Origin of the sequence: Vibrio pectenicida (assembly GCA_024347015.1) — a bacterium.
Taxonomy (GTDB): Bacteria; Pseudomonadota; Gammaproteobacteria; order Enterobacterales; family Vibrionaceae; genus Vibrio; species Vibrio pectenicida.
The window spans coordinates 1,354,289-1,368,054 of sequence record AP024889.1 but is presented as its reverse complement, the minus strand read 5'-3'; the positions used below and the strand labels follow the sequence as shown (position 1 = coordinate 1,368,054).

The window sequence follows — 13,766 nt, the reverse complement described above, 5'->3', positions numbered from 1 at the left end:
ATTATTGTTTTATCGGCGGCCAGGGTAGTGTCCAAGGACTAAGCCAAGCCTGTATCCCTAAGCTGGTGGTTGTTTGACACCATCTGTCTCCTTCGTACTCGCACTCTCTAGGATCACAAACAAATCGATAACTTTGACCTTGAAAATCAAAAATGATTGCAAATGCATGCAAATACCCTCTATCAGCATCACTTGTCGGGTTATAGATCCTGTCGCCCACAATCGGTGAACCGATTGACTTCAACGCTACACGAATTTGATGTGTTTTCCCGGTGTGAGGTTTACATATAAACAAGCGTTCGCTAGGTTCAGTACCCACGGAGAAAAACTGAGTAACGGCTGGATTGGATTGAGTGTTCAACAGCTTCCATGAACTGCGACGCGACCGTTCCATATCGCCTCTAATAAGACCCTGCTTTTTTTTAGGCTTTTTACTACCAATTGCTAAGTAGTATTTTTCCACCCTTCGCTGGGAAAACAATTTAGATAACTCACTGGCAGCTCGACGATTGCGCCCCAAAAGAAGAAGGCCTGACGTCATTTTATCCAATCGATGTACTAGGTATAACTGCTTTTCATCTATAGATGCAGCAACGTCTTGCAGCAGCATTGAATCACCCTCATCTTTATGGACAGATACATTAGGGTGCTTATTAATGACAATAAAATCTGAATGGCAAAAAATGATATCAAACATAAAACAGGACATGCTATTTGGGAAGCATGAGTATACCTGTTACATCACCTAATACCATAGCTTGATAGGCGGGATATAAAATAGGGAGCATTAATGCTCCCTATTTGGGGTTGTCATAGTCTTGGACAGAGACTACATTTTCTTTGAAAACAAGCCCGCAATAGCAATAATTCCAATTCCAAGTAGCATTACAGCTCCCTTACCGCTATCAAAGCCTGATTTTATGCCCATGAAAGCAACAACGGCGATAGCAACTGGAATAATATATTTGATTAAGTTGTACCATAAGCCAAACAGAGGAAAAGACACTTCGCCATCATTGGTAATTTCTTTTTCAAGATCAGCTCGGTTTAAACGCCACCCAGCAAAGATACAAACCAACATACCACCAACAGCAAGGAAAATTTTATCCGTTAACAAATCGAATATATCGAAAGAACCCGTGCCAAATAGTGTTGGGCCTACACCACCTAACGATAAAGAAGCGAAGACACATAATACCGACATAACCGCACTTGCAGATAGTACAGCCGTAGAGCGCTTCATTCCTTTTTCGTCAATAAGGTACGATACGACAACTTCTAACAGAGAAACCGATGAAGTCAAAGCGGCAACCGTTAAACCGATAAAGAAAAGCAAAGCAAGAAGAATTCCAATTGCACCGCCCATTTCAGCAAACAGCTGTGGAACAACAACGAACACCAATCCAGGTCCAGCAGCAGGTTCCATACCAAACGCAAACATTGCTGGGAACATTGCAATACCAGCCAAAATAGCGACACCAGTATCCATTGCAGTAACCAGCCCTGTCGTTTGAACTAGGTTTTCTTTTTTCTTTAGGTAAGAGCCATAAGTCATCATACAACCCATACCAAGGCTAAGAGAGAAAAATGCCTGCCCCAAAGCAGCCAGTACAACTCCGCTATCTACTTTTGAAAAATCCGGCGTGAACAAAAACTCGAGCCCAGCGCTTGCACCCGGCAACATTAAACCTTTTACCGACACAATAATCAGAATCAAGAAAAGCAAAGGCATTAATATTTTACCGGCTTTCTCAATTCCACCTGAAATGCCTTTCATGACGATGAGGACATTCATTAATAAGTAAACACCCATCCACATTATCGGCTGGAGAGGATCAGAGATAAAGTTGCCAAAGCTATCACCAATCGCACTCGGCGCACTAAGCAATCCATCTCCCACTTTAAAGATATAAGCCAGTGCCCAGCCACCCACTACAGGATAAAACCCCATAATGAGCAATCCACTGACAACGCCCATCACACCTGTAAATGTCCAGCGTCGGTCAGTAGACTTAAATGCGCCAACAGCAGACAAACCTGTTTTTCGGCCGATGGCGAATTCTGTCAGCATGACACTAAAGCCAATAAAAATAACAAAAATAAGGTATATGGCAACAAAAGCACCACCCCCACTTTCACCTGCGGTATAAGGAAACTTCCATATATTGCCTAAGCCAACCGCAGAACCTGCAGCAGCCATCACGAAGCCTAATTTAGAACCCCAAGTATCACGGGGTTGGGTATTTGTAGTCGTAGCCACGATTACTCCATTTAAATTCGTTAAGTTGCGTTTACAGACGTTAGCGCGCCAAAAAGGTTTGTACAAAAAATTTTACACACATAACAATCTTATGTGACGCTAACAACATGGTAAGTAGACCAGTTTAAGATTATAATTGGAAGACCATTATTTATAAATTAATGCGTAATTAACATTAAGCACAGTTAACTGATGCTTTTTTAATCACAACTCGTTTTCACCTGAAGACCATTAACACCTTTTTAACACTTTAATCGAATTATGCCAGTTGATGCGTAATGTAGCTCACATTATGTAAAGCAAATCTCTATAAATAAATGTTTATTGCCGTAGGTGTTAACTCACTTTATGATTTACCCTGTTATCTCATTTACCTAATTGATTGATTTAAGTAGAAGTCGAATGGAAAAGTTTTATCACTTCCTCACCCTAGCTGGCGTAGCAGTATACTGGCTACTTGTCGTAGGCGTGACTCTACGTGTTGTATTTCAGCGGCGGGCGGTCAGTGTTTCTCTTGCCTGGCTAATGATCATTTATATTATTCCTATCGTGGGTGTATTTTTTTATTTCCTATTCGGAGAACTCAACTTAGGTCATAAAAGGGCAGAAAGAGCCAGAGATATGCTTACTCCTTTTGCTAACTGGTTTACCAAACTCAATAACTGTCGCGCCCATGACCCAAAAAACTTTGGCCAGCATATCTATCGGATTGATGAGCTCTGCAATAATCGTCTCGGATTACCAGCTCTCTGCGGCAACACATTATCGTTACAAAGTTCACCTGAACAAATACTTCAATCGATCATTAATGATATCGAAAATGCACAAATAAGTGTTCGACTAGTGTTCTATATCTGGCATCCTGGGGGCTTAGCGGACGCTGTCTCTTCTGCTTTAATACAAGCTGCAAAACGCGGTGTTAAAGTAAAATTACTTCTCGATTCTGCCGGAAGCCCGAGGTTTTTCCGAAGTCACTGGGTAAAGATGATGAAATCTGCTGGCGTAGAGATAGTTCAAGCGCTTGAAGTGAGCCCTTGGAGGATATTTCTTCGACGTTTGGATTTACGTCAACACCGAAAAATCATTGTGATTGACGATCGAGTTGCCTACACAGGTTCGATGAATTTAGTCGACCCAGCCTATTTTAAGCAGGGGTCAGGTGTCGGCCAATGGATTGATATCATGGTGCGTATCACAGGCCCGACGGTCAATGTATTATCTGCCATACACTGTTGGGATTGGGAAGTAGAAACCGGTTCTCGTTCCCTCCCCCAATTACCTGTATCCCATGTGGATAAAGATAATCCGCTTCACCCAATACAAGTTGTACCTTCAGGCCCCGGGATGCCCGACCACCTTATTTCTCAGGTACTCAACTTGGCGATTAACCAGTCTAATCAATCGGTAAGAATTACTACTCCGTACTTCGTTCCAAGTGCAGGTTTACTCGAAACATTAAAATTGACAGCGCAACGTGGGGTCCGGGTTGAATTGATCATCCCACAAAAAAATGACTCCTTAATGGTTCAGTGGGCATCACGTGCATTTTATGCTGAGCTATTAAAAACTGGAGTTAAAATATTTGAATTCTATGGAGGTTTGCTGCATACCAAGTCCGTTGTTATCGATCAACAGTTTTGTTTGGTGGGAACCGTCAACATGGATATGCGCAGCCTTTGGCTTAACTTTGAACTAACACTGGCGATAGACGATCAAACGTTCACCCATCAAATGTACAGCTTACAGCAAAGCTACATTGACTCATCGCATGAGGTGATGCTGAAAGAGTGGGAGAATCGTTCCTTATATTCGCGTTTGCTTGAACATGTGTATTATCAATTTAGCCCTTTACTCTAAACTCCACCCCCTACTAACAATAAAAAACACGATAATAAAAAGAAACACACCTTAGTTGCTTGATATTCGTGTTTTGCCATGTTTTAAATAAAGCAATGCATTTTTCGATAAGGACTTCCAATGCCAAAAGGCAAACAAACACAATTAATCACGGCTGGGCGAAAACAAAAATGGACCAAAGGTGTGGTAAATCCACCCGTTCAACGTGCATCAACCATCGTCTTCGAAACTGTCGCAGACAAACGTCACGCCACAATCAATCGCGGTAACAAAGAGCTTTTCTATGGGCGCAGAGGCACCCACACGCATTTCGCGTTTCAAGATGCCATGGCCGAAGTGGAAGGTGGTGCAGGTTGCGCACTTTACCCATGTGGTACAGCAGCTATTGCCAATGCCATACTGTCTTTTATTGAAACTGGCGATCATATTTTGATGGTGGATACCTGCTATGAGCCAACCAGAGATTTCTGTGACAAGGTGATGAAAAAAATGGGCGTAGCCACTACCTACTACGATCCTGTCATAGGCGAAGGTATAGAAGCCCTCATTCAACCCAATACAAAAATACTCTTTCTTGAATCGCCTGGTTCAATCACGATGGAGATTCAAGATGTCCCCACTCTCGCCAAAATAGCCCACAAGAACAATATTATCGTCATGCTAGATAATACATGGGCAGCTGGTGTACTTTTCAACCCATTTGAACATGGCGTTGATATCTCAATACAAGCTGCGACTAAATATATTGTTGGCCACTCTGATGTGATGCTTGGCACCGCTGTAGCGAGTGAGCAGTACTGGGAACAACTCAGAGAGCAAAGCTACTTAATGGGCCAATGTGTCTCACCCGATGATGTTTACTTAGGTCTACGCGGTTTACGTACTTTGGACGTTCGTTTAAAACAACATGCTGAAAATAGCCTCAAGATCGCTCAATGGCTTCAAACAAGACCAGAAGTCGATCATGTTCGCCACCCCGCACTAGATAGCTGCCCCGGGCACGAGTTTTTCAAGCGAGACTTTAGTGGAGGAAATGGCTTATTCTCCTTTGTTCTTAAGCGCAGTATTCCTCAAGCAACCACAGAACTTCTAGATGGCATGACTCATTTTAAAATGGGCTACTCATGGGGTGGGTTCGAGAGCCTTATATTAGCCAATGAACCCAATAGCTTTAGTAAACTGAGAAGTGTTACTAACCCAAACTTTAAAGGTACTCTCATCCGGCTGCATATTGGCCTAGAAAATGTTGATGATCTGATAGAAGATCTTGAACAAGGTCTAGGATGTTACAATGCTGCCATTCAAGGGCAATGATCCGCCATTTAAAATCTGAAAATCGCAAGATGTATGTTTAAATACATCTTGCATCTCCCGAACCTCTGCTCTAAAAGCTTTCTACCCTCAACAGTACCAAACTCCACCATCACAGTTTGCTCTTAAGCTCATGAATTTACTGAATGTATTATCAATTACACCAAGGTTAAATTAGTGTTAAATATTTGTGTTGTTTTTGTTTCATCATTCGCAATTACAAAGGTAGAATAGAATCCAAACTTCGCATACCGGACTGCCTCTTCTAATGTTTATTTACTCATCAGAGGTCAAACCAGAAGGGATTCATTTTGAAACACAAACTTATACTTATTTTGCTCAGTTTTTTATGTGTAGGGCTAGCCGCTACTGCTAACGCCAGTGGTTATACCCAGACGAAGTATCCAATTGTTCTGGTGCATGGCCTGTTTGGTTTTGATACTTTGGCGGGTGTCGATTACTTTTATGGTATTCCACATGCCCTTGCTCGAAGTGGAGCCACTGTGTATGTCGCTCAAGTCTCAGCAACTAATAGTTCCGAAGTTCGTGGTGAGCAGCTTCTTGAGCAAGTTGAACTGTTACTCGCAGCAACTGGAGCACAAAAAGTTAACTTATTTGGTCATAGCCATGGCAGCCCAACAGTCCGCTATGTAGCTTCAGTTCGCCCTGATCTGGTGGCTTCAGTAACCAGTATTGGTGGTGTTAATAAGGGCTCAAAAGTAGCCGATTTAGTTCGTAGTACAGTTCCTAGAGATTCACGACTTGAAGCGTTGGCTGTTAAGCTCTCGATAAGCTTGACAACCATCCTTGGCCTGTTGTCAGGAGGCTCCGATCTAGAGCAAGACCCTCTTGCGACACTTGATGCATTAACGACCAAGGGTCTAGCAGCTTTTAACCAACATCACCCTCAAGCGATTCCGGCGACTCGGTGTGGCTCTGGTGAGCGACTAAACGACAATGGTGTCTATTATTACTCTTGGACAGGTGCGTCTTCTTTTACCAATCTCTTTGATCCAGCAGATGCCGCTTTGGGTGTCTTAGGCCTTGCTTTTGATGAACCCAATGATGGCTTAGTTGATGTGTGCAGTACTCATTTAGGTCAAGTCATTCGTGACGATTACCGAATGAACCATCTCGATGAGACAAACGGTCTATTGGGTATTCACCACTTGTTTGAAACCGACCCCGTCTCTCTATATCGTCAACAAGCAAACCGCTTGAAATTGCAAGGCTTATAGAGGAATATAAAGTGAAAAGCATCACTCTTACCACGTTTGGATTCGTCTCAATATTGACAGGAGTGGTGTATTTTCTTTATCACTCGCAAGCAGCTCGAGTTCAGGTTATTCAATCGCCCTCACAAAGCGATACTCTCGTAGATAGTTCTTCTAGCCGAGATCTCCTCAACTATACCCTAACCAGTATGGGTGAGCGAAATTTAGACCAAATTAGAGAAAATCTATTTTCGGCCTCCGATCATAAAGAAGATCTTTCTATTGACGAAACCTTGTTTGAAGCTTTCGTTCTTTATAAAACCACACTCGCTGATTTAGAGCCAAGTTCGCTTAAGACACTGGATTTATCGGCACTAGAGCAAATCAACCAACAAATACTCGCATTACAACACCGGCATTTTACTGTACAGCAAATCGCTCTTTTGTTTGATGAAGAAAATCGACTGCGCCAACTGGCCATCGACAAGCTAAGCATCAACCGCAGCGACTTAGATGAGGAATCAAAAGCGCAATTACGGCAAGAGAAAATAGCCAATCAACCGGCTTATATTCAACGTGCCGAGCGAAATAACTTGTTAATGGGGCAACTTAGCCAGTCACTTGAACAAAGCAATCAAAACAGATACTTAACTCGAGTCAACTTAGTCGGGGAAGAAGGTGCAAGAAGGCTTGAAGAAATTGACCAGCAACGTGAAGTGTTTAATCAAAACATGGAGCACTATTTACAAAAGAGGCAAGACATCCTCTCTACTCCAAGCTTATCAGACGATCTTAAACACACCCAAATCGCCGACTTAAGGCAGCAAAGCTTTGATGCTAAACAATGGAAAAGAATTGAAGCGCTGGAACGTATTTATGATAAAATGTGATAACCTAAAGCAACGTCTAACCAGTACTAAGAGCAAAGTGATATTATGCCAAACAATGTTAGCTTCAGAGCCTACACTTTTCATGATAAAGCGGCTTGCCTGACAATTTTTGACACAAACTGCCCAGATTATTTCGCGACCAATGAAAGACAAGATTATGCCGAATATTTAGATAGCAACCCAGAAGGGTATGAAGTTTGTCTACTCAACGGTGATATTGTTGGTGCTTTCGGTTTGTGTGGTAACACAAGTGACTGTCAAAGATTAAATTGGATTTTAATTTCCTCCAACACTCAAGGTATGGGTATTGGACATCAATTTATGCTGAGAGTAGTTCAAAAAGCAAAGCAACTAGAGTGTCAACAAATAAACATCTCAGCCAGCCATTTATCGGCTCCATTTTTCGCGAGGTATGGGGCAATCGAAGTCTCATATTTACTTGATGGTTGGGGGTTGGGTATGCACAAAGTTGACATGGAGCTTCTCGTTGACAATTAATCTCCTTGGGTTGGTTTGATTGAGCTAACCATTAGCAAATGGTGTCAGTGCAAGCGCAACAATGCGACCAATTGTTGGCCGCATTAAAATAGAGATTTTAAAGGGCTAGTATACCTTCACACCTCCCCAAAATAGTTTTGATCTTATTCGAGAATTCGAACACTATCTACATCGACTTTCACTCCGCCGATATTTTTATCAATTTCTCCTGTTACTCGCAATTCGAAGGCAAGGTTGTTGAAACTAGATCAGGACATAAAATCTCTCAGGCCGCATTGCAGTATCATTGGCTTTATTTTATAGAACAACAAGGTTAAAGCGAAAGAAAGGGCTGAAGAACAACCCCTTTTTTTTGCAGTGTAAATTTACATATTTAATAGAGACCGTTCTGAATTCTGTGTCAGCTAATTTGTAATGATCTAATGACGAGCTGGATATGGCAGTTTGCCGTACCCCACCTAATTTACACCTTGCTAATGTAGCAGAATATGTAACTCAGAATTGTCCAGAGACGTTTCAGCACAATTATGGCTAGCAAGTTTCTGCCCTCAATATGTCAGTTACGATAAGAGAGAAAGAACTATGAATAAAAAAATTACAATTGGTGTAACAGACCTGTCGTTTCATCGTACAACAGCGTCATTGGTTACCAACGTATTGAAAAACATGAAATTCGAAGTTGAGCGAATCTTCTCTCCTCATCAAGAAAATTTTGAAAAACTGAAAACTGGTGAAATAGACATGCTATCTTCTGCTTGGTTACCATCGAGTCATGATATCTATAAATCAGATGTTGAAGAGGTTGAGCAATTAATCGAACTTGGACTTCACTATGAGCCATACGCATTGTGGGGTGTACCGGATTACGTGCCTAAAGATATGGTCTCGGAAGTGGTGGATTTATTGAAGCCTGAAGTGGTCGAGCAAATGATACCTAAGATTCAAGGTATTAACCCAGGAGCTGGTATCACACGCTTCTCAATTCGTATGATGGAAGAGTACGGTTTAAGTAAAGCAGGGTATGAATTTTTTACGGGCAGTGAAGACGATTGCTTAAGTGCCTTTGAAGATGCAGTCGCGAATAAAAAATGGGTTATTGTGCCACTGTGGAAGCCGCAATTTCTTCACTACCGTTATGATATTCGTGAGCTTAAAGAGCCTAAAGGACTGCTTGGAATTGTAGATAGAGCCTTGCTTTTACTTCGAGATGACAAAAAAAATCTTTTCACTGAAAAGGAGCTTAAGACCTTAGATTCATTACGCTTCTCCAATGATATTATTGCAGAACTTGATTATAAAGTGTGCCGTGAAGGTAAACCACAAGATGAAGTTACGCATGAGTGGTTGATTGCACAAGATGTTCTCTCACTGAGCTAGCAGAGAAATGTTTCTACATTACGCGCTCGATCAGTGCGATTGTCAAAAATAAATTGAATGTCTTTTTGGTGTGTGTCCTGAATGAGAAAGTGAATGAGCCATTTTCTAGATGCTATCATTTAGTGGCTCACACAAATTCCCTAATGCAGTATAGCGTATTCATTAAGTGTCTGGGCAGTAAGCGGGGGTGAAGAGATTGACCAAGGATTTAACTTGCTTTCTAAATAACCTTGTTTTGAAAAAACCTTCAATGCAGCTTTATTGAACTTTTCAACAAACTCTATATCTGTTGTAGCCTTAGGGAATGCCACAAAATACAAAAGACGTTTATCTTCCCAAGTATATCTAATACCTTCAATGCCAAACTGTTTTGCACGAAATTCCCCTAACGAACGGTTGCTATAATAGGCATCAATCCTATTTGAGTCTAACATTCTAATTAAATTACCACTCTCATCTCTTTGTATCATGATTTTCATTGGTTTCAAGCCTTTAGAGATTAATGTTTCATTTAGCCTTTCCAATGAATTAGAGGTGTTTGATGGGCCAAAGACACCCACATGCAAACCTTGAAGATCCTCTACATTTGCAATGGTGGTTTTGTTATCTACTGAAAGGAAAATACCATATTCAGTCATCATGAAAGGAACTGAGAAATAAAACTTTTCCGCCCGATTCTCATACCAAGCGAATGGGTATATCCCATCTGCTTTCCCTTCTGATATCATAAGCTTAGCTCTTCTTGTGGGAAATGTTTTAAAACTACACTCATTACCCAATTCCAAACATACGTCATTGATCATATCCGTGAATGGACCTGAGGGTTGTCCTTTAATCTTGTGGCTAAATGGTGGAAATTCAAAAGTAAGAAAGCTTGTATTAGATGCATAAACCTGGAATGACACCAACATTAGAGCAAGAATTGTCGCAATTATTTTTTCCATCAACCTTCCACCAACCTTGAACTGAACACTATGCAAGTTTAGCCTCTTTACATAACTGGGGTGTGACAATTCGGAAAAAAATTGGACATTTAAAATGGCGGTTCTTCAATACTCACAATGAGGTTCATGTCAGTGCCAAGCTGAGTTGAGAGTCAATGAACCAATATAGAGGCGCTTACGCACCGCCAAATTATTTGGTAGAGCCATCGCGAAAAAACGATTAGCTACTCTTGATGGGATTGCACAGAACAAGTGAGCATTAGCTTTTTTGTATCACAAGCATTTGCACTATAAGCTTGGTGATTTAGGTTTTTGCTTTACCACTAAACAGAGACATTTACCGACAATGTTATCCACATTGGAACTTCTATAGTTAATTTCTTCAACTTACGAAATATCAATGTCAAATATGATATTCAAGTCCGGTCTTCTTATCTCCAGCGTCGGGAGCAACCTTTGGTAAAGTCACTTTAAAGCTTATACCCTCGCCTAACTTAGACTCAAACTCAAGTTGTCCCTTTAGCTTTTGCTTAACCATGTTAAATACAAAGTTTAGCCCTAAACCTGAGTTTCCCTTACCCCTGTTACTCGTATAAAACGGTTCAAAGATTCTCTTATGGTTTTCCTCATCAACACCACAACCGTTATCTTTATAATCAAGTACAACTGATTCTTCCAACTCATAAATATTTATAGAAATTTCTGGGACTGGTTGCGACTTAAACGCATGAGCTAAACTATTTAATATTAAATTCGAAATAATTTGAGTTACGCAATCGGGATAGCTATTCATTACAATATCTTCATCGACATAGACCTGCACTTTTACAGAAAGCTTGTTGATTTCTGAATCAAGACTTGAAAGTAGAGTTCGAAGAATATCAGCTAGATTAAAATTAGTCTTAATCTCTGTAGTTTGATCGACAGCTGTACGCCGAAAATCTTTAACCAATTGAGATGCACGGTTTAAGTTACTTTGTAGAAGCTCGCCTCCATTCAGCACTTTATCTATGATTTTAGACAACTTCTGACTTGTTAATGTCTGGTCAGAAAATGCCAATTGAAGAGAATAAGTCGCCTCTTGGATAATCGATGCTGATGTGACTGCGATCCCCAACGGCGTGTTAACTTCATGTGCAACACCGGCAACCAACCCTCCCAAAGAAGCAAGTTTTTCAGACTCTATAAGCTGCTCTTGTGTTGCTTTAAGTTCTGCCATATTCTTCTCTAGTGCTTTCGTTCTATCGGTAACTTTCTTCTCCAAATTTTGATTCAATTGCTCTAATTCGATTTGTGCTAATTTAAGAGCAGAAATGTCAATTGCTGTCCCTCTATAACCAACAAATTTATCAGCTTCATATTTCGCAATAGCTTGCATCATCAAGTATGATGTGTTGTCGTTGATTTCTATGCTAACCTCGCATTGATGAAAGTCACTCTCACTTTCTAGAGACTGATGCAAAGATTTGGATTGGATAAGTTGGGGAAAGGTCAGCAACCCACTGTTCGATAACGTGTCGAGCTGCATATTTTCTTTCATCGATTCTGAGCAATAAACAATATTTCCGCTATTATCCGTTTCCCAAAGCCAATCGGAAGCAACCACAGAAAAATCTGAAAGACGTTCTTTTTCTTGCTTAACATTGTTATACAGTAATGTTATATCATCTCTGACCTTGTTAACGCCTTGACTTAACAAATCTAGCTCGTCTTTATCTTTAGCGAACACCCAGTGTTTTTTCACTAATTTAAGTGGCTTTCCTGGATGACGAGGATTAAATTTCCTCAGATAATGTGTGATCTGCACTAATCGTCGATTAACGTTGTAGTGGAATAAAATCAAAACAAAAAAACAAACTAACAAGGTTTTAATTCCATTCGCTAACATTATTAAGATAAATTGCTTAACAACATAACTTTGTACTTCGCCAATATCTGACTTAACAAGCACTTTACCAATGACCTGCTCACCAATTCCAACATCTCTATAAATAATGGGAAACTCCGACGCTACTGCATTGCTATTTAAGTTCTTTCCCGCTGTGAAAATTTCATCACCATAATTCACTTCAATATAATCAAGCTTAGAGAGTTTAGTAAGGCTATCTAATCTTTTTTGGAGCAAAATGAAGTCGAACGTCCAAAGGGAAGAAGCTATAGAGCCCGTGTGAACTTCACCAATCTCATTATGACGTTCGGTAACATGGTCAATTTGCGAGCGATACTCACCGAGCGTCTGCACCGATGTAATGAAAAGAGTAAAAATGCCGCTCAAAATAACCATAGATATAATGATATGGCGACCAATAGTACTCGACAGAGGGTTGATCATCCCCCGCTCTAGCTTTCTCTTTAAAGTCATGAAATATACTCGCACATAAACTACTAGGAGTATAAGAACAGACCAGCTACGCTGCAACGATACTCATTATAAGTTTAGGCGCTCACCATTCAGGTTTCTATAACCTTTACTGACTATGGGTGCTCGCTCTTCCATCAATATTACTAAACCTAATCCGCTTAACTTTCTCTTTGAGTACAACAAAACCCAGCGACATATTGTATCCAACAACTCTAATCTTCTCGACCTTAAAATTAGTTATATCTCGAAAGCGATCGACTTCGCATGAAGAAAATCACGGCATAGTATGACCCGAACAATGACCGCAGTTGGGGGGAACTTAAAATCGATTAGCTACTTTTGAGGGGATTACACGGAACAAGTGAGCATTAGCTGAAGGCAACGTTGTGAGTCGCGCAAAAGCCAACAACCGATTGTCAAAATGTTACGCTAGCTAGGCTTTACCATTAACAGCCCTTTTCGGACACTTCACCAAATGGTCGTTGACCATACCGACGGCTTGCATAAAGGCGTAGCAGATGGTTTCGCCGACAAACTTAAAACCGTGCTTTTTTAAAAATTTACTCATCGCTTTTGATTGCTCTGTAAAAGCCGGAACTTGATCCATGGCCATCCAGTGATTGACTACTGGTTTGCCATCGACAAACTGCCATAACGCATTCGACAGGCTACCATATTCTTTAATCAGAGCCTTTGCGGCGCGCGCATTTCTAAATACCGAGTTGATTTTACCTCTGTGCTTAACTACATCAAATTGACCAATAATGGGCTCGACCGCTTGTTCATCACACTTGGCCAGTTTGTCGATATCATAATTTTGAAACGCGGCGCGGTAGCCTTCTCGCTTTTTCAAAATAGTTATCCAACTTAAGCCCGCTTGAGCGCCTTCCAGCGTGATAAACTCAAACAACACTCGGTCGTCATAAACAGGTATACCCCATTCGTTGTCGTGATAGTCACGTTCAAGCTGATGATTCAATGCCCAAGCGCACCTCGTATCCATATTCTTTCCTACATCAGTTGTTATTATTAGCGCCTCCCTAAAAAGGCGCT

11 protein-coding genes are annotated in these 13,766 nt (G+C 40.9%); 6 read left to right on the top strand and 5 right to left on the bottom strand.

All coding sequences use genetic code 11. The annotated features are described in order from the left end of the window. Position 1: 1 nt before the first annotated feature. Both OCV27_RS06440 and OCV27_RS06435 read right to left on the bottom strand, forming a co-directional pair. Positions 2-697, bottom strand: coding sequence for a TIGR01621 family pseudouridine synthase (locus OCV27_RS06440; RefSeq protein ID WP_125321803.1), 696 nt, complete (start codon positions 695-697; stop codon positions 2-4). A gap of 132 nt (positions 698-829) precedes the next feature. Then, positions 830-2,200 (bottom strand): sodium-dependent transporter, encoded by a 1,371-nt coding sequence (locus OCV27_RS06435; RefSeq protein WP_245986760.1) that lies wholly within the window; start codon positions 2,198-2,200, stop codon positions 830-832. A 462-nt stretch (positions 2,201-2,662) separates the two neighbouring features. On the opposite strand from OCV27_RS06435, the gene cls reads away from it, so the two are divergent. The 6 genes from cls to OCV27_RS06405 all read left to right on the top strand — a co-directional run bounded on the left by cls (position 2,663) and on the right by OCV27_RS06405 (position 9,407). Continuing rightward, a complete protein-coding gene (gene cls, locus OCV27_RS06430; RefSeq protein WP_125321807.1) occupies positions 2,663-4,117 on the top strand; it encodes a cardiolipin synthase in 1,455 nt (484 codons plus the stop codon). A gap of 120 nt (positions 4,118-4,237) precedes the next feature. Then, positions 4,238-5,431 (top strand): cystathionine beta-lyase, encoded by a 1,194-nt coding sequence (locus OCV27_RS06425; protein WP_125321809.1) that lies wholly within the window; start codon positions 4,238-4,240, stop codon positions 5,429-5,431. A 308-nt stretch (positions 5,432-5,739) separates the two neighbouring features. Next, a complete protein-coding gene (locus OCV27_RS06420) occupies positions 5,740-6,666 on the top strand; it encodes an esterase/lipase family protein (protein WP_125321811.1) in 927 nt (308 codons plus the stop codon). 11 nt (positions 6,667-6,677) lie between these two features. Continuing rightward, on the top strand, positions 6,678-7,532 hold the full coding sequence (locus OCV27_RS06415) for a lipase secretion chaperone (protein WP_125321813.1): 855 nt from the start codon (positions 6,678-6,680) through the stop codon (positions 7,530-7,532). Between the two features lie 45 nt (positions 7,533-7,577). After that, positions 7,578-8,030 carry a GNAT family N-acetyltransferase gene (locus OCV27_RS06410; protein WP_125321815.1) on the top strand — a complete coding sequence of 151 codons (453 nt, stop codon included), beginning with the start codon at positions 7,578-7,580 and terminating at the stop codon, positions 8,028-8,030. Positions 8,031-8,612: 582 nt separating this feature from the next. Next, positions 8,613-9,407 carry a glycine betaine ABC transporter substrate-binding protein gene (locus OCV27_RS06405; protein ID WP_185759796.1) on the top strand — a complete coding sequence of 265 codons (795 nt, stop codon included), beginning with the start codon at positions 8,613-8,615 and terminating at the stop codon, positions 9,405-9,407. A gap of 140 nt (positions 9,408-9,547) precedes the next feature. On the opposite strand, the gene OCV27_RS06400 is transcribed toward OCV27_RS06405, so the two are convergent. The 3 genes from OCV27_RS06400 to OCV27_RS06390 all read right to left on the bottom strand — a co-directional run bounded on the left by OCV27_RS06400 (position 9,548) and on the right by OCV27_RS06390 (position 13,716). Then, positions 9,548-10,351: a substrate-binding periplasmic protein gene (locus tag OCV27_RS06400; RefSeq protein WP_125321817.1), complete on the bottom strand. Its 804-nt coding sequence runs from the start codon at positions 10,349-10,351 to the stop codon at positions 9,548-9,550. A 403-nt stretch (positions 10,352-10,754) separates the two neighbouring features. Next, positions 10,755-12,713, bottom strand: a complete 1,959-nt coding sequence (locus tag OCV27_RS06395; RefSeq protein WP_125321819.1) for a PAS domain-containing sensor histidine kinase — start codon at positions 12,711-12,713, stop codon at positions 10,755-10,757. A 433-nt stretch (positions 12,714-13,146) separates the two neighbouring features. After that, on the bottom strand, positions 13,147-13,716 hold the full coding sequence (locus tag OCV27_RS06390; protein WP_125321821.1) for a DNA-3-methyladenine glycosylase I: 570 nt from the start codon (positions 13,714-13,716) through the stop codon (positions 13,147-13,149). Positions 13,717-13,766: the final 50 nt, after the last annotated feature.

What these genes read in the sequence shown, in the direction of transcription:
- OCV27_RS06435 (WP_245986760.1), bottom strand. Translation starts at nt 2,200, where the DNA reads ATGGCTGCTGCAGGTTCTGCGGTTGGCTTAGGCAATATATGGAAGTTT.
- OCV27_RS06405 (WP_185759796.1), top strand. Translation starts at nt 8,613, where the DNA reads ATGAATAAAAAAATTACAATTGGTGTAACAGACCTGTCGTTTCATCGT.
- OCV27_RS06425 (WP_125321809.1), top strand. Translation starts at nt 4,238, where the DNA reads ATGCCAAAAGGCAAACAAACACAATTAATCACGGCTGGGCGAAAACAA.
- OCV27_RS06400 (WP_125321817.1), bottom strand. Translation starts at nt 10,351, where the DNA reads ATGGAAAAAATAATTGCGACAATTCTTGCTCTAATGTTGGTGTCATTC.
- OCV27_RS06395 (WP_125321819.1), bottom strand. Translation starts at nt 12,713, where the DNA reads ATGACTTTAAAGAGAAAGCTAGAGCGGGGGATGATCAACCCTCTGTCG.
- OCV27_RS06410 (WP_125321815.1), top strand. Translation starts at nt 7,578, where the DNA reads ATGCCAAACAATGTTAGCTTCAGAGCCTACACTTTTCATGATAAAGCG.
- cls (WP_125321807.1), top strand. Translation starts at nt 2,663, where the DNA reads ATGGAAAAGTTTTATCACTTCCTCACCCTAGCTGGCGTAGCAGTATAC.
- OCV27_RS06440 (WP_125321803.1), bottom strand. Translation starts at nt 697, where the DNA reads ATGTTTGATATCATTTTTTGCCATTCAGATTTTATTGTCATTAATAAG.
- OCV27_RS06390 (WP_125321821.1), bottom strand. Translation starts at nt 13,716, where the DNA reads ATGGATACGAGGTGCGCTTGGGCATTGAATCATCAGCTTGAACGTGAC.